We start from the raw sequence: 16,178 nt of genomic DNA on the forward strand, positions 1-16,178 counted from the left end.
TCCGGCCGAAAGGCGCCCGTCCCGCCCGGGCCGGGCCGGACGGGGCCGAGCGTCGCGGAGCCGGCCGCACCGGGGCCGGGGGCACCGGCGGCACGGGCACGGGCCGCACCGGGGCGGGCGGCGGCACCGGCACGGGAACCGGCACCGGCCGCACCGGCACCGGCACGGGCGGCACGGGCACGGGCGCCCGGACCGCCGCCACCGGGTCCCGCGGCGCCCGGGCCGCCACCGCCGGGGAGAGGCCGGCCGCCCCAGGCCGCGCCCGGCCGGTGCCGCCCCGCGCCGGCCTCACGCCGCCCTCCGGCGGCGCCGGGCCGTGTACTCCGGGATCGAGCACATCGGAGGCCGCTCCTCCGTGGCCACGTCGTGCACGGTGGGGCTGAAGAGCCGGTCCGCGCCGCGGTCGAACTGGGTCAGCACGGGGCGCACGAGATGGCCGCGGTCCAGCCGCCGCTGGGCCGTGCTGTAGATCGTGGCGGCCATCCGCCCGAGCGCCTGGCCGTCCTGGTTGCGGTGGTGCCGGACGCCCACGTCCACCTGCGCGAGCGCCTCGAGCCCGGCCAGCTCCAGCGTGTCGACGAGCATGCCCAGCTCGACGCCGTAGCCGACGGGGAACGGCAGCCGCTCCAGCAGCGATCTGCGGGCCGCGTACTCGCCGCCCAGGGGCTGGACGAAGCCGGCGAGCTGCGGCCAGTGCAGATTGAGCAGCGGGCGCGCCACCAGCTCCGTGACCCGGCCGCCGCGCTCGCCGCCACTGCTCATCGGCCGGTCGTACATCGCCTTGACCAGGTGCAGGCCGGGATCGGTCAGCAGCGGCCCGACGATGCCGGAGACGAAGCGGGAGCGGAACTCCCGCAGGTCCGCGTCGATGAAGCAGACGATCTCCCCCTCGGTCACCAGCAGTGACCGCCACAGCACCTCGCCCTTGCCCGCCGCGACGGGTATCCGCGGCAGGACGGAGTCGCGGTGCACGACCCGGGCCCCGGCCTCGGCGGCGACCCGGGAGGTGTCGTCCGTGGACCCGGAGTCGATGACGACGAGCTCGTCGACGAGCGGGGTCTCCCCGGACATCAGTTCGCCGCGTATCGTCTCGACGATCTCCCCGACCGTGGCCTCCTCGTTGAGGGCGGGGAGAACGACGCTGACCGTCCCGGAGGTTCCGGCCGCCTGTTTCGCGGCGAGAAGCATGTCGAGCGGACGTTCGGAGGCGGACCAGGAGTGCCGGTCCAGCCAGAGCTCCACCTCTTCCAGCACGTGATCGTCTCCCTGCCTGGTCGGGGATACCACCGCCCCTCGGCGGCCGCATCTCGCGGTTCGGACGCCTTCCTCCACAGTCCGAGCCTTCGGTTACAGTCTTGAACAACACGCGTGACCACCGCATCTCGGGGGTGGTCGGCGCCCATAAACGCCCGGGTTCCGCCCGGTGCCATACCGCTCATCCAGAGGGGCAGAGGGAACGGCCCGTTGAAGCCCCGGCAACCCTCCCGCCGGTCTCGGTCCTCCGACGCACAGCGTCCGGAGCGAGGCTCCCGGTGGGGAAGGTGCCAATTCCGGCTCGCGGCGAGGTACGCCGTGAGGAAGATGAGGAGAAAGGGCCTCGCCTGCATGGCTGTGCACACCGTTGGAAAAACGGACACCACCGAAACCACCGAGAACACCGGCTCCGCCGCCGGGAACCCCGGACACCCCCAGCAGGACGGCCGGGCCGGCCAGGTCGATCTGGGCCCCGCCGCCGCCCTCTCCTGCCGCGAGTGCGGCCACCGCACACCGCTCGGCCCGGTCTTCGCCTGTGCCGAGTGTTTCGGCCCGCTGGAGGTCGCCTACGAGCTGCCCGCCGGTGACCCGGAGGCGCTCCGCGAGCGGATCGAGGCGGGTCCCGACAACATCTGGCGCTACGCTCCGCTGCTGCCCGTCCCGGCGGACGTCGCGGAGAAGCCGAACCTCAACCCCGGCTTCACCAAGCTGATCAAGGCCGACCGGCTCGCCCGCGAGCTGGGCGTCACCGGCGGCCTGCACGTCAAGGACGACTCCGGCAACCCGACGCACTCCTTCAAGGACCGGGTCGTCGCCATCGCCGTCGAGGCCGCGCGCGCCTTCGGCTTCACGACCCTCTCCTGCTCCTCCACCGGCAACCTCGCCGGCGCGGTGGGCGCCGCGGCGGCCCGCTCGGGCTTCCGCTCCTGCGTCTTCATCCCGCACGACCTGGAGGCCGGCAAGGTCGTCATGGCCGCGGTCTACGGCGGCGACCTCGTCGGCATCGAGGGCACCTACGACGACGTGAACCGCTTCTGCTCGGAGCTGATCGGCGACCCGATCGGCGAGGGCTGGGGCTTCGTCAACGTCAATCTTCGCCCGTACTACGGCGAGGGCTCCAAGACCCTGGCCTACGAGATCTGCGAGCAGCTCGGCTGGCGGCTGCCGGACAACCTCGTCATCCCCATCGCCTCCGGCTCCCAGCTCACGAAGATCGACAAGGGGCTGAAGGAGCTGATCGCGCTCGGCCTGGTCGAGGACAAGCCGTACAAGATCTTCGGCGCCCAGGCCGAGGGCTGCTCCCCGGTGTCCCGCGCCTTCAAGGACGGGCACGACGTGGTCCGCCCCGTGAAGCCGGACACCATCGCCAAGTCCCTGGCGATCGGCAACCCGGCCGACGGCCCGTACGTCCTGGACATCGCCCGCCGCACGGGAGGCGCCGTCGAGGACGTGAACGACGAGCAGATCGTCGACGCCATCAAGCTGCTGGCCCGCACCGAGGGCGTCTTCGCCGAGACCGCGGGCGGTGTCACCGTCGGCGTGCTGAAGAAGCTCATCGAGACCGGGCAGCTCGACCCGGCCGGTGAGACCGTCGTGCTCAACACCGGCGACGGCCTCAAGACCCTGGACGCGGTGGCCCCCACCACCGGCCCGTCCGCCACCATCCGTCCCACCCTGGCATCGTTCCGAGAGGCAGGCCTCGCATGAGCGTCACCGTCCGAATCCCGACCATCCTGCGGACCTACACCGGCGGCAAGGCCGAGGTGGAGGCGGAGGGCGCGACGCTCGCCGAGGTGCTCGCCGACCTGGAGAAGAACCACCAGGGCATCGGCGCCCGCGTGCTGGACGACACCGGCAAGCTGCGCCGCTTCGTCAACGTCTACGTCAACGACGACGACGTCCGCTTCGCCGAGGGCCTGGAGACGGCCACGCCGGACGGCGCGGGCATCTCCATCATCCCGGCGGTCGCCGGCGGCTGAACGGCCCCGGTCCGGCCGGGCGGCGGCTGAGCGGCCCCCGTCCGGCCGAGCGTCCCGGCCCCGTGATCCGGAAGCGGATCACCCGGTGGGATCCACCCTGCGTCATCGCGATTGCCCCCTCCGTCAAAGAAGCGGAGGGGGTAATTCCGTGTCGTTGAGCGCGGTAGAGTTGGTCCGATTCCCTTCCGGCACCCGCCGACTGCATACGAGAACGCGACAACCTGTGTCCGAAGGACGAGGGCGATTTGTCGCGTTGGTCCGTCATGCCCGGCCCGGATTGCCCCGGATCTTCCGTGAATCCCCGGAAACCTCCTTTGCGGCCGCGGCTGATTTCTCGTCCGATTGACCTGTTGCAGAGGGCAGTTGGGCAGATACATTCGGCCGCGGTCGACGCGTTCCGGCGCACACTTCCCGGTGGTCCCCCCATGCCGACGGCCAAGGGATCGCCGGGTCGTGAGGTCTGACCCGGGTCCGCGGAGTGCGGTCCTGCGCAAGGGCCAGTAATAGGGGAGTTAGGAATGGCTCAGGGCACCGTCAAGTGGTTCAACGCGGAGAAGGGATACGGCTTCATCGCGGTCGACGGTGGTGCGGACGTCTTCGTGCACTACAGCGCGATCCAGATGGACGGCTACCGCACCCTCGAAGAAGGCCAGCGGGTGGAGTTCGAGATCTCGCAGGGCCAGAAGGGGCCGCAGGCGGACATGGTCCGCGTCGCCGGCTGAGCGCCGACCGGCCGAAACCTCGCCAGGGGCCCGCATCCTCGTCACCGGGGGTGCGGGCCCTTCGCCGTGCCCGTCGCCGTGCCCGTCGCCGTGCCCGCGCGGCGCCGCCTGTCCCTCGCGCCTCCGCCGGCGCCGAGTGTCCGTCACCCCGTATCCGGACCGCTTCCGTCCGCGCCGCCGGCTCCTCGCCGCGGGAGGCCGCGCCGGACCGGCGGCTCCGGTGGGCGCTTGCACTCGAAGGGGGAGAGTGCTAATCATTGGCGTTAGCACTCTCCCCCGGAGAGTGACAGAAGGACCGGGTCGGTGAGGCCCGCAGGCCAAGCGGGGCAAGGAACCGCGAGGCCGGCAGGCCGTCCGTCGCGGGCGCCAGCGCGGTCCGGAGAAATCCTCCCCCAGCCGCAGGCCGGGGGGACCCCGAAGTCCTGGGAGGACCACTTCACATGGCCAAGACCATCGCGTTCGACGAGGAGGCGCGGCGCGGCCTCGAGCGCGGAATGAACCAGCTCGCCGACGCCGTCAAGGTCACTCTCGGCCCCAAGGGCCGGAACGTCGTCCTCGAGAAGAAGTGGGGCGCGCCCACGATCACCAACGACGGCGTCTCCATCGCCAAGGAGATCGAGCTCGAGGACCCGTACGAGAAGATCGGCGCCGAGCTGGTCAAGGAAGTCGCGAAGAAGACCGACGACGTCGCCGGTGACGGCACGACAACCGCGACCGTCCTGGCCCAGGCGCTGGTCCGCGAGGGCCTCCGCAACGTCGCCGCCGGCGCCAACCCGATGGCTCTGAAGCGCGGTATCGAGAAGGCCGTCGAGGCCGTCTCCGCCGCCCTGCTGGAGCAGGCGAAGGACGTCGAGACCAAGGAGCAGATCGCCTCCACGGCCTCCATCTCCGCCGGCGACCCCCAGATCGGCGAGCTCATCGCCGAGGCCATGGACAAGGTCGGCAAGGAAGGCGTCATCACCGTCGAGGAGTCGCAGACCTTCGGGCTGGAGCTGGAGCTCACCGAGGGCATGCGCTTCGACAAGGGCTACATCTCCGCCTACTTCGCCACCGACATGGAGCGGATGGAGGCGGCGCTCGACGACCCGTACATCCTGATCGTCAACTCCAAGGTCAGCGCGGTGAAGGACCTTCTCCCGCTGCTGGAGAAGGTCATGCAGTCGGGCAAGCCGCTGCTGATCATCGCCGAGGACGTCGAGGGCGAGGCCCTGTCGACCCTGGTCGTCAACAAGATCCGCGGCACCTTCAAGTCCGTCGCGGTCAAGGCGCCCGGCTTCGGTGACCGCCGCAAGGCCATGCTCGGCGACATCGCCATCCTCACCGGTGGCACCGTCATCTCCGAGGAGGTCGGCCTCAAGCTGGAGAACGCCGGTCTGGAGCTGCTGGGCCGCGCCCGCAAGGTCGTCATCACCAAGGACGAGACGACGATCGTCGACGGCGCCGGTGACAGCGAGCAGGTCCAGGGCCGCGTCAACCAGATCCGCGCCGAGATCGAGAACTCCGACTCGGACTACGACCGCGAGAAGCTCCAGGAGCGTCTGGCGAAGCTGGCCGGCGGCGTGGCCGTCATCAAGGCCGGTGCCGCCACCGAGGTCGAGCTGAAGGAGCGCAAGCACCGCATCGAGGACGCGGTGCGCAACGCCAAGGCCGCCGTCGAGGAGGGCATCGTCGCCGGTGGTGGCGTGGCCCTGCTGCAGACCGTCTCCGTCTTCGACAAGCTGGACCTCTCGGGTGACGAGGCGACCGGTGCGCAGGCCGTCAAGCTCGCGCTGGAGGCCCCGCTCAAGCAGATCGCGGTCAACGCCGGTCTCGAGGGCGGCGTCGTGGTCGAGAAGGTGCGCAACCTCACCCCGGGCCACGGCCTCAACGCCGCGACCGGTGAGTACACCGACCTGATGGCCGAGGGCGTCATCGACCCGGCGAAGGTCACGCGCTCCGCGCTGCAGAACGCCGCGTCGATCGCCGCGCTGTTCCTCACCACCGAGGCCGTCATCGCCGACAAGCCGGAGAAGGCCGCCGCGGCCGCTCCGGGTGGCATGCCCGGCGGTGACATGGACTTCTGATCGGCCCCGGCCGGTCACGTCGATCCTCCGGTACGGAGGGCGGCACTCCCTCGCGGGGTGCCGCCCTTCGGCGTTTCCGGGCCGTGCTCCGGGCCGTTCGGCGTTCTCCGGGCCTCGGCGTACTCCGGGCGTTGTGCGCCGGGTCGGGGCCCGCGGCCGGGGGCTGTGAGGCCGGGTCAGAGCCGGGCGGCCGCCTCCAGGGCCGTGCGGAGGCGGCCGTCCGCCTCGTCCAGCAGACGGGCCGCCGTGGCGGCGTCCACGCCGCCGAGCAGCATCAGGACGGCGTTCTTCACCTCACCGTCCGCGGCGGCCAGCGCGGCCTCGATTTCCTCCTCGCCGGCGCCGGTGGCGAGCGCCACGATCCGCCGCGAGCGGGCGCGCAGCTTCTCGTTCGAGGCCCGCACGTCGACCATGAGATTCCCGTAGGTCTTGCCCAGCCGGATCATGGTGATCGTCGAGAGCATGTTGAGGACCAGCTTCTGCGCCGTGCCGGCCTTGAGCCGGGTCGAACCGGTCAGCAGCTCCGGGCCGGTGACCACCTCGATACCGTGCTCGGCGGCGGCCGCGAGGGGCGAGCCCGGGTTGCAGGACAGCCCGACGGTCAGGGCGCCCCGGGAACGGGCGTGTTCGACGGCTGCGACGGCGTACGGGGTGCGGCCGGAGGCGGAGACGCCGACCACCGTGTCGTCCGGGCTCAGGGCGAGGGCGTCGAGGTCCGCGGCCGCCTGTTCCCCGTCGTCCTCGGCACCCTCGGCCGAGTGCACCACGGCGGACGGGCCGCCCGCGATCAGGCCGACGACCTGACCGGGCGCGGAGTTGAACGTCGGCGGGCACTCACTGGCGTCCAGGACGCCGAGGCGTCCGGCGGTGCCCGCGCCCGCGTAGACCAGCCGGCCGCCGCGGGCCATCCGGGCGGCGATGCCGTCGACGGCCGCGGCGATCCGCGGCAGTTGCGCGGCCACGGCGGCGGGGACACCGGAGTCCTCGCGGTTCATGATCTCGGCGATCTCGAGCGTGGACAGCCGGTCGATCTCGGCCAGTTCGCCGCGGAACGCCTCCGTGGCCAGGGTGTCGAGCTGGGCGCGGAGGTCTTCGGAGGGCGGGCGCGTGGGCGGTCGGCCGGGGGAGCCGGTCGAGCCGGTCGAGCCGGGCTGTTCGGGTGGCTCGGGCCGCTGGGGTGGCTCGGGCGGGCCGGGCGACTGGGGTGGCTCGGGCGGCTCTGGCGACTGGGGCGGCTGGGACGAGGGGGTGGGGGGCATGGCTGCCGCTCTCTCGGGGAGGACGATGCGGTGGTTCGGCCGGCGGGTGCTGCGGTTGGCGGACCGGTCGGTCGGCGGATGGTGCCGTTGGGAGCGGGGCGGGGCGTTGCGCGGGGTGAATTGGTTGGTGTGCGGGCCGGCGTGGCGGGTGGTGCGGTCGGTGGACCGGTCGGCGGGCGGTGCGGTCGGGAAGGGCGCGGGGTGGAGAGTGTGCCGGGCCGGGGGTGGTGTGCGGGCCGGGTCGGCGGGTGGTGCGTTCGGCGGGCCGGTCGGTCGGGTGAGCGGTGCGATCGGTCGGGCGGGGTGGAACGCGTTCCTCGGGGGCGAGCTGGTGTGTGGGCCGGCCGGTGCGGCCCGGCGGTCGGCGTGGCCCGGCGGGCGGTGCGGTGCGGTGGGTGGTGGCGACGCGGCGGATGCGGCGGGGCCGAGGGGCCCGGGCCGCCGTCAGCCGCGGGGGTTGTGGCGATGGGCCAGGGCCTCGTACGAGGCGGCCAGGGCGGGCGCCGCGGTGTCGTGGGTCCGCTGCGCCACGCCTATGAACAGGCAGTCCACCACCAGCAGTTGGCTGGTGCGGCTCGACATCGCCGCCGGCCGCAGCTCGCTCTCCCGGGCCGGGGAGGTGGTCAGCACGTGGTCGGCGTACTGGGCGATCGCGCCGTCCGGGCGGCCGGTGACGGCGACGGTCGTCGCGCCGCGGTCGAAGGCCGTACGGAGCGGCTCGATGACGTCGACCGTGCGGCCGGAGTGGCTGATGGCCACGGCGGCGTCCCCGGTGCGCAGCTGGACCGCGCCCGTCATGGCGAGGTGCGGATCGGCGTGCGCGTGTGCCGACAGGCCGATGCGGAGCAGCTTCTGCGCCAGGTCCTGGGCGACGAGGTTGGACGCCCCGATGCCGTAGACGTCGATCCGGCGGGCGCCGGACAGGGCGGTGACCGCCGCGTCGAGCTGCGCCGCGTCCAGGCCCGCCGCGGTGTCGGCGAGGCACTGCTGCTCCTCGCGGGCCAGTTTGGCGATGACGTCCGGCAGCGGGTCGTCCACCGTGATGTCGGCCGTCACGGCCGGGGCGGCACCGGACTCCTGCTGGGCGGCGAGGCCCGCGAGGGCCAGCCGCAGGTCCCGGTAGCCGGGGTAGCCGAGGGTGCGGGCCGTGCGGACGACCGTGGCCTCGCTGGTGCCCGTGCGCTCGGCCAGGCCCGTGACGGTGAGCGCGGCACAGCCTGCCGGGTCGCCGGCGACGGCCTCCGCGACGCGCTGCATGGAACGAGTCATCGTCGGCCCGAGCATTCTGACCTTCGCGGCGAGGGCGGCCGGAGCGGGGCCGACGGGGCCGACGGCCCCGCCGGGCTGCGCGGGTTGCGCGGGTTGCGCGGGTCGCGCCGGTTGGGCATGCCGGGATGGGCCGGCGGGCTCCGGAGTGGTGAAAGTTTCCTTCACGCTACTGCTCACTCCTGAAAGGTATTTTCAGCCCTTCGGCGTCGTCAACCCCTGGCCAGGGGGCGCGGGGGCGCCTCCGGCGCGGGTGGCCGGGTGCTGCCCGGAGTTCTTTCCCGCGCTGCGCGCGGGTGCGGCCCTCCCACCCGCCCGTTGCCCCTCGCCCGGAGCGCCCCCCGCCCGTTACCGCTCGCCCGGAGCGCCGACCACCGCCGGCGACGGCCGCGGTCGGCCGTGGCGGTGCGTGAACGGCCAAAGGCGGGAGAATGGACCACATGGACCTCGAACACGCACTGCACGCCGCGCGGGCCCTGGTGATCGCCGACCTGGCGTCCGGCGAGGTCGCCGACGCCGACGTCGTCTCCCTGGTGGAGGACTCCGTGACGCACCGGCGCTGGTGGGTGGAGCAGTGGCCGGAGGGCGCCGGGTTCGTCATCGGGCTGGTCGCCCAGGACGTTCAGGACGCGCTGCTGGAACGGTACGGACGGTGGCCGCTCTGCCCCGTCTGCGTGGAGCGCGGTGATCCGCATGCCCTCGACATCGAGCCGGAGCTCGGCACGGACCCGCACTGGGTGTGCCCCAAGACGGCGGTCTCGGTCGCCGCGGTCGGCAAGCTCGGCTCGGTGCTGGGCAAGTGAGACCGGCCGGAAGCGGGACCGGCCGGACGGCGGGGAGCGCGGGCTCCGGAGGGGCGGAACGCATGACAGTACGGAGAGCGGGACGCGTGGCGGCGGCGACGGCGATACCAGCGGAGCGGGGGGCGGAAGGGGCTCCGGAACGGACCTCGGCACCTGGTGAGGCATGCGGTGGGGCACGGCGTGCGGCGTTGAGGGCGGCATGCGGTGGGGCACGGGGCGCGGCGCGGAGGGCGCTACGGAGCGCCGTGCGGAGGGTGGCACGGGGCGCGGCGGGGAGGACGCGATGACCGTCTACATCGACCCGCCGATCTGGCCGGGGCACGGGCGGATGTGGTCGCACCTGGTGAGCGACGTCTCGTACGAGGAGCTGCACGCCTTCGCCGCGCGACTGGGTTCGCCCCGGCGGGCCTTCGACCGCGACCACTACGACGTACCGGCCGAGCGCTACCGGGCGGCGGTGGCGCTCGGGGCCGTGGAGATCGGCTCCAAGGAGCTGGTGCGGCGGCTCACGGCCGCAGGGCTGCGCCGCCCCAAGGGGCGGCCCGCCCCGGTGCCGCCTCAGGCACACGGAGCCCCCACCGGCCGCTGAGCCCCGGCGTACCGGGCCACCGGGTCACCGGGCCGGCCGACCCTTGTCCCGGGCACACGGAGCCGGAGCCGCCACCGGGCACTGAGCCCCCGCGTACCGGGCCACCGGCTCACTGGGCCGACTGGCCTCCGCCCCGGGCACACTGAGCCGGACCCCCACCAGACGCTGAGCCCTCGCGCACCGGGCCACCGGCACTGGACCCACCGGGCCAACCAACCATCGGGCCAACCGGCCACCGGATCACCGAACCCCCGCCCCTGCCGCCCCGCCCCGGTCAACCCGCGCGGTGTGCGTGTTCCTGGGTGCGGCCGGAGGCGGCGACCACGGCGCTCGGCCCGCGGCGGCGCGTCCGGGACGCGAGGACGATCGCCGGGATCGCCAGCAGGGTCAGCCCGGCCCCCGCCCACGCCGTCGAGGTGTAGCCGAAGCCCGCGTCGATGACCGTTCCGCCGAGCCACGGGCCCGTCGTGTTGCCGAGGTTGAAGGCGGCCGTGACGGTGGCACCGGCCAGCGTCGGCGCCGCTCCCGCCACCTCGAACATCCGGGCGTTGAGGGCGGGCGCCGTGTAGAAGGCCGAGACGCCCAGCAGGAACGAGAGCGTCACCGCGGCGAACGGCACGGTCGCGGTGAGCCCCACGACGGCCAGCAGAACCACCGAGGCCACCGCGCCGCTGAGCAGCACCCCGAAGAGGTGGGCGTCCGCGAACCGGCCGCCCAGCGCCGTACCCAGCAGGGCGCCGAAACCGAACAGCATGAGCACCGTGGGCACCCAGCCGGCGTCGAGGCCGGCGACGTCCGTCAGCAGCGGCGCCAGATAGCTGAAGAAGCAGAAGACGCCGCCGCCCACGAGCGCGGTGGTGACGACGGCCAGCCAGACCTGCCCGTCGCGGTAGACGCGCAGCTCCTTGCCGAGCCGCGGCAGTTCGGCGGGGCGCGGAATCCGGGGGATCAGCGCGATCACCCCGGCCAGGGCCACCGCGGAGGCCGCGCCGACCGCCCAGAACGCCGAGCGCCAGCCGAAGTGTTCGCCGAGGAACGCCCCGGCCGGTACGCCGAGGACGTTGGCGATGCTGAGCCCGCCGAGCATCACGGCCATGGCGCGGGCCCGTACGGTCACCGGGACCATCGCGACGGCCACCGCCGCGCCCAGCGCCCAGAAGCCCGCGCACGCGAGGGCGCTGACGACCCGGGACGCGAACAGCCATCCGTACGAGGGGGCCAGCGCGCCCGCGACCTGCCCCAGGCCGAAGACCGAGATCAGGGCGATGAGCGTGGCGCGCCGGGGGAGCCGGAGCGTCGCCATGGCGAGCAGCGGGGCGCCGACGACCATGCCGACGGCGAACGCCGAGATCAGCAGCCCGGCTCTCGGAATGCTGACGTCCATGTCCTCCGCGATCGGCGGCAGCAGGCCCGTGAGCATGAACTCGGACGTCCCCAGGGCGAAGACCGAGAGGCCCAGGACGTACACGGCGAGGGGCATGCGGGAGCGATCGGTCGGCATGCCTCGGACCAACAGCGGCGGTGGGCACGCCATTCCCGGAATCGGGGTGTCGAAGGTCTCCTCGGTTGGCTTTCCCCGGCTTTCCACCAGGCTTTCCCTTGGCTTCTTCGGCGCGGCACCTGCCGCATGGTGCCCGGCTCGGGAGTACCGGGCGGGTGAACCGGAGCCGTGGTGCCCTTGGGCGCCCGGGGCTCTGGCTCCGGGCTCTGGCTCCGGGCTCGGGCTCGGGCTCGGGGGAAACGGGGCGGGCGGCACGGGAGCGGAGTGCCGGTGTCCGGGAAAGTCCGGCTCGGACCCCCGGCCGACCCCGGACCCCCGGCCGACCCCGGACCCCCGGCCGACCCCGGACCCCCGGCCGACCCCGGTCCCGCCGGGGCCTCAGGCCACGGACATCCTGGACTGCGGACCGGGGTGCCCAGCCGGACCCGGCCCTTCGGGGACCCCGGGCCCCGGAGATCCCGGACCGTGGCCCCGGCCCCCGGGCCAACCCCGGGCCCCGGACCGCAAGCACCGGACCCCGGGCCCCGGTCCCCGAGGCCTCGGCCCCCGGGCCCCCAGCCGCCCTCCGCACACCTCACCCCGTGAGCAGGCTCAGCTCCGTGGCCATGTTGTGCCGGGCGGTCCGCTCCCAGCGCTCGCCGCCCGGGGTGCGGAACAGCCGCGGCAGTGCGAGCAGCGACCGCAGCACCTCGGCACGCCCCTCGCGGAACTCCTCGTCCGGTACGAACCCGTACTCCTCGCGGACCGCCGCCGCGTAGGCCGCGTACTCCTCGGGCGGGCCCGCGAGGACGGCCAGGTCCGCGTCGCACAGCACCTCGCCGTTGGTGTCGCCGGGCGCCGGGTCGTGGGTGACGGTGAGGCGGACGAGCCGGGCTGTCTCCGCCGTGCGGGCAGGGGGCACTCCAGCCTCGGGCAGGGCCAGTTCGGCGAGCCGGGCGCTGCGCTCCTCGTTCTCCGAGCGGTCCGGGCGGTAGACGGCGTCGTGGAACCAGGCGGCCAGCCGGACCGCGTCCGGGTCCGCACAGTGGCCGGCCAGCTCGTCGATCCGGTCGAGGACGGCCGCCAGGTGGCCGGTGGTGTGGTAGTGCCGCTGCGGCTCGGCCCAGCGGGCGAGCAGGTTCTCGCCGTACGGACGCGGGTCCGGAAGCGGGCCGGGGCCCTCCTGGCAGCGGCGCAGCAGCTCGGACCAGCGGTCGAGAAGGGGGACGGGCATGGGCCCATTGTGCGGTACGGGATCCGGCCCCGCCGGGCCAACCGCGAGCCCGGCCGGACCTGCGGCGAGCCCCCGGACGCCACCAAGGGGCGCCCCCTGAGCGCCGGCCGAGCCGTATCGGCCGCGCCCCAAGCGGAGCGTCAATGACCGCCGGGGAAACAGCACTTCAACGGCCCCGAGCCCCGGCCCGGGTGCCGCCGGGCACCGCTGCGCCGCCGGCGCGCCATGCCGCCCCTGTTCGGGGCGCGCCTCACAGGCGCCCCGGGGCGTCCCGCCGGACGCCGGATCACGCGGCCCCGCCCAGCCGTCCGCTCCGGGGCGGGCGCACGGGACCGTTGGCGGTCCGTGCCGGGCGGCCTGCCCTGCCTGCGTGGCTGATGCCGACCGAGCCGGCGAGTGCGGTGGCGACGGTGACGGTGACGGTGACGGTGGAGCGTGGCGGTGACGGTGACGCGTGGCGGTCGGCGCGGGGAACCGACTCACCCTGTCGTCACGCCAGTTCGGGCGGAAGGTCCTCCGCGTGGAGCACCGTCAGGCCCGAGACCGCGCGGGTGAGGGCCACGTACAGCCGGCGCAGCCCCGTGCGCCGGTCGGGCTCGGCGGCGACGACCGCGGCCGGCTCGTCCAGCACCACGTAGTCGTACTCCAGACCCTTGGCGAGCGAGGCCGGGACGAGCGTGAGCCGCGCGTCCGCCGTCGTCTCCTCACCCGGTGACAGGTACGGCAGCCCGGCCGCCGCCAGGGCCCCGGCCAGCGCCGGGACGCGCGCGTCGGCCGCGATCAGGCCCACGGAACCCTCGTGCTCCAGCGCTTGGCGGCACGCCTCCGCGACGGCCGCGTCGAGACCGGGCCGGGGACCGTACCCCGCGGCTCCGGCTCCGGCTTCGTTTCCGGCCCGGGCTTCGCCCGCGGCTCCGCCCCCGGCCCCGGCCGCCCCCACCCGCCGGACCTCCAGGGCGCCCGCCGCCTCCCGTACGGAGGTGGCCTCCTTCAGTCCGGGCGCGATGGCGGGCAGCAAGCGCGAGGCGTACGCGATGACGTCGCGCGGCACCCGGAAGCCCTCCGTCAGCTCCTCGATCCGCCCGTCCGGCTTGCCCAGGTGCGACAGGGCCTCGGCCCAGGCCGCGGTGGACCACGGGGTGGTGCCCTGGGCGAGGTCGCCGAGGACGGTCGCGGAGCCGGTGGTGCAGCGGCGGCCCACCGCCCGGTACTGCATGGGGGAGAGGTCCTGCGCCTCGTCCAGGACGACGTGTCCGAGGGACTGGGTGCGCTCGACGAGGTCCCGCACCTCGTCGATCAGCACGGCGTCGGCCGCCGACCACGCCGCCGACCGCACGCTCCGCGGCGGCTTCGGCCAGAGCAGCAGCGCCTGCTCGTCCGCGCTCAGCACGCCCTCGGCCTGCTCGGCGAGGAACGCCGCGTCGGAGAGCAGCCGCAGGACCAGCTTCGCCGGATCGACCGGCGGCCAGATCGCCTTGACCGCCGCCTTCACGGCCCGGTCGCGGGCCACCGCGTTCTGCGTCCGGTCGTCCGGGGCCTCGCCCGCGGCCTCCATCCGCACCAGCACGGCGTGCGCGATCCGCTGCGGCAGGGCCTCGCGGGCGGCGCCGTAGCGGATGCCCCGGTCGAGCAACTCGTCCACGATCCGGCGCAGTTCACCGGCGGGCACCCGCCAGCGCCGGGAACCGCGGACGACGACCAGCCCCTCCCCGGGCGGATTCACCCCGGAGCGGACGGCGCGGCGCAGGACCTCCGCCATCCGGGCGTCGCCCTTGAGCCGGGCCGCCCCGGGAGTGTCCGTACCGCTCACCGGGACGTGCGCCACCAGGTCGTCGACGGTCGCCTGCGCCACCTCCAACTCGCCGAGGGCGGGCAGCACCTGCTCGATGTAGCGGAGGAAGGACCGGTTCGGGCCGACGACGAGCGTGCCCGCGCGGGAGAGCCGTTCCCGGTGGGCGTAGAGCAGATACGCGACCCGGTGCAGGCCGACGGCCGTCTTGCCGGTGCCGGGCGCGCCCTGCACGCACAGGGTGCCGCCCAGGCCGGCGCGGACGATCTCGTCCTGCTCGGGCTGGATCGTGGCCACGATGTCGCGCATCGGGCCGACGCGGGGCCGCTCGATCTCCGTCTGGAGCAGCCGGCTGACGGTCTCGGCCGCGGCCGGGTCGGAGAGCCGCTCGTCCTCGTAGGCGGTCAGCTCGCCGCCGGTGTAACCGAAGCGGCGGCGGAGTGCGACCCCCATCGGCTCCTTCTTGGAGGCCCGGTAGAAGGGCTGGGAGACGGGGGCGCGCCAGTCGACGACCATGGGGTCGCCGTCGGCGTCGTGCACATGGCGGCGGCCGATGTAGTAGCGCGCCGCGCCGCCGGCCGCCGTCCCGGCGCTGGTCTCCGCCGCCGCGGCGGATGCCGCCGTGCCGTCTGCCGCGGTCTCTCGCGCCGCGGTCTCCGCCTCCGACCGGGCCTCGTGTCCGGGCTCCGGCCCGTGGTGGGGCCGGGGCTCGGGCCCGGGCTCGCGGAGATAGTCCAGCCGGCCGAAGAACAGCGGGGTGCCGGCGTGGTCGGCGAGGGCTTTGATCCGGTTGTCGATCTGGGACTGGAGGACCGCGGCGTTGACCCAGTTCGCGGTGACGTCGGAGATGTCGAGGGCCTCGACGTCCGCGCGCATGGCCCGCAGCGCGGCCCGGGAGGCGGCGAGATGGGCCTGCTCGCGGCGGAGCGGACCACCGGGGTCCGCGGGGGGCGCGGCGTCCGCGGGGAGTGCGGTGTCTGCGGGGCATGCGGAGGGCGCGGCATCTGCGGGGGGTGTGGTGTCCGCGGAGGGCGTGGCGTCCGTCGGCTGCGGCGTTTCCGCCGCTCTCGCCGGCCCCGTCGCCCGGCCGGGCTCTTCGCGGACCCCGGGCGACGCGGGGCCGGTGGTGTCCCGGGTACGCACGGGTTCCACGGGCTCCGCGGGCCGCGCGGCCCTTTGGGGGGCGGGGGTTGCCGGAATGGGGGGATCTCCGGGGCCCCGGGTGTCCCTCGGTTCGACTGGATCGACGAGATCGGCCGATGACGGTTGCGCGGGCACGGCGAAGCCTCCGGTGGGACGGGACGGGACGACGAGACGTAACGGGCAGCGCGCGGTGGCGCGGCGCACTCCGGCGCTGCGGGTGACGTAGCGGGGGAACCGGCCGGTTTCCGTCCGGGCGGCGGCTCTCCCGGCGCGGCGGAACCGGTGCGGCGAGCGCTGCGGCGACGCGCTGCGGGAGGCGGGCAGACCGGCGATTGTAGCCAGCGGCGACCGGGCGCGCGAACGCTTTTCCCCGGCTGCTCCTGGCCCCCGGCCCGGCGCCGGCCCTGGGGTTGGGCCCGGCCCGGCTTTGGTCCCGGCCCAGCCCGGCCCGGCCCAGGCTCCAGCCCCGGCCCGACTCTGGCCCGGACAGACCGGTGGCGCGACGGTGACGGCTTGCGCGGTGGCCTGCGCGCCGGGGTTGCGCGCCGGTGCCGGGACGTGGGCCGGCCGCGCGGGGCGCCAGCGGAGCCGGGGCCG

Annotated in this window: 12 protein-coding genes and 1 riboswitch; of the genes, 6 read left to right on the plus strand and 6 right to left on the minus strand. The window is 74.6% G+C overall.

The window, feature by feature from the left end:
* Positions 1-288 precede the first annotated feature (288 nt).
* Positions 289-1,254 carry a glucosyl-3-phosphoglycerate synthase gene (locus IF83_RS0120275; protein WP_030546147.1) on the minus strand — a complete coding sequence of 322 codons (966 nt, stop codon included), beginning with the start codon at positions 1,252-1,254 and terminating at the stop codon, positions 289-291.
* Between the two features lie 178 nt (positions 1,255-1,432).
* Positions 1,433-1,588, plus strand: a riboswitch (SAM riboswitch).
* A gap of 17 nt (positions 1,589-1,605) precedes the next feature.
* On the opposite strand from IF83_RS0120275, the gene thrC reads away from it, so the two are divergent.
* The 4 genes from thrC (at position 1,606) to groL (ending at position 6,018) form a co-directional block, all read left to right on the plus strand.
* Positions 1,606-2,961, plus strand: coding sequence for a threonine synthase (gene thrC, locus IF83_RS0120280; RefSeq protein ID WP_037680591.1), 1,356 nt, complete (start codon positions 1,606-1,608; stop codon positions 2,959-2,961).
* On the plus strand, positions 2,958-3,233 hold the full coding sequence (locus IF83_RS0120285; protein ID WP_030546151.1) for a MoaD/ThiS family protein: 276 nt from the start codon (positions 2,958-2,960) through the stop codon (positions 3,231-3,233). Before thrC ends, IF83_RS0120285 begins: the two co-directional genes overlap by 4 nt.
* 518 nt (positions 3,234-3,751) lie before the next feature.
* On the plus strand, positions 3,752-3,955 hold the full coding sequence (locus IF83_RS0120290; protein WP_003986833.1) for a cold-shock protein: 204 nt from the start codon (positions 3,752-3,754) through the stop codon (positions 3,953-3,955).
* Between the two features lie 440 nt (positions 3,956-4,395).
* On the plus strand, positions 4,396-6,018 hold the full coding sequence (groL, locus tag IF83_RS0120295) for a chaperonin GroEL (RefSeq protein ID WP_030546154.1): 1,623 nt from the start codon (positions 4,396-4,398) through the stop codon (positions 6,016-6,018).
* A 176-nt stretch (positions 6,019-6,194) separates the two neighbouring features.
* Here groL and murQ read toward each other — a convergent pair whose 3' ends face one another.
* On the minus strand, positions 6,195-7,277 hold the full coding sequence (gene murQ, locus IF83_RS0120300) for an N-acetylmuramic acid 6-phosphate etherase (RefSeq protein ID WP_078843651.1): 1,083 nt from the start codon (positions 7,275-7,277) through the stop codon (positions 6,195-6,197).
* Between the two features lie 444 nt (positions 7,278-7,721).
* Positions 7,722-8,723 carry a MurR/RpiR family transcriptional regulator gene (locus tag IF83_RS0120305; protein ID WP_078843652.1) on the minus strand — a complete coding sequence of 334 codons (1,002 nt, stop codon included), beginning with the start codon at positions 8,721-8,723 and terminating at the stop codon, positions 7,722-7,724.
* Between the two features lie 260 nt (positions 8,724-8,983).
* Between IF83_RS0120305 and IF83_RS0120310 the strand changes: the two genes are divergently transcribed.
* Complete coding sequence (locus tag IF83_RS0120310) at positions 8,984-9,346, plus strand: hypothetical protein (protein ID WP_394297354.1); 363 nt, start codon at positions 8,984-8,986, stop codon at positions 9,344-9,346.
* Between the two features lie 283 nt (positions 9,347-9,629).
* Complete coding sequence (locus tag IF83_RS0120315; protein WP_030546161.1) at positions 9,630-9,935, plus strand: DUF4031 domain-containing protein; 306 nt, start codon at positions 9,630-9,632, stop codon at positions 9,933-9,935.
* A 274-nt stretch (positions 9,936-10,209) separates the two neighbouring features.
* On the opposite strand, the gene IF83_RS0120320 is transcribed toward IF83_RS0120315, so the two are convergent.
* The 3 genes from IF83_RS0120320 to IF83_RS0120330 all read right to left on the minus strand — a co-directional run bounded on the left by IF83_RS0120320 (position 10,210) and on the right by IF83_RS0120330 (position 15,590).
* Positions 10,210-11,415, minus strand: coding sequence for a Cmx/CmrA family chloramphenicol efflux MFS transporter (locus IF83_RS0120320; RefSeq protein ID WP_030546163.1), 1,206 nt, complete (start codon positions 11,413-11,415; stop codon positions 10,210-10,212).
* 595 nt (positions 11,416-12,010) lie between these two features.
* Entirely contained in the window at positions 12,011-12,649 is a 639-nt protein-coding gene (locus IF83_RS0120325; RefSeq protein WP_037680593.1) for an HD domain-containing protein, read from the minus strand.
* A 490-nt stretch (positions 12,650-13,139) separates the two neighbouring features.
* Positions 13,140-15,590, minus strand: a complete 2,451-nt coding sequence (locus IF83_RS0120330) for a HelD family protein (RefSeq protein WP_463607031.1) — start codon at positions 15,588-15,590, stop codon at positions 13,140-13,142.
* Between the last annotated feature and the right edge of the window lie 588 nt (positions 15,591-16,178).

The sequence above is a fragment of the Streptomyces albus subsp. albus genome, assembly GCF_000719865.1.
GTDB lineage: Bacteria > Actinomycetota > Actinomycetes > Streptomycetales > Streptomycetaceae > Streptomyces > Streptomyces albus_E.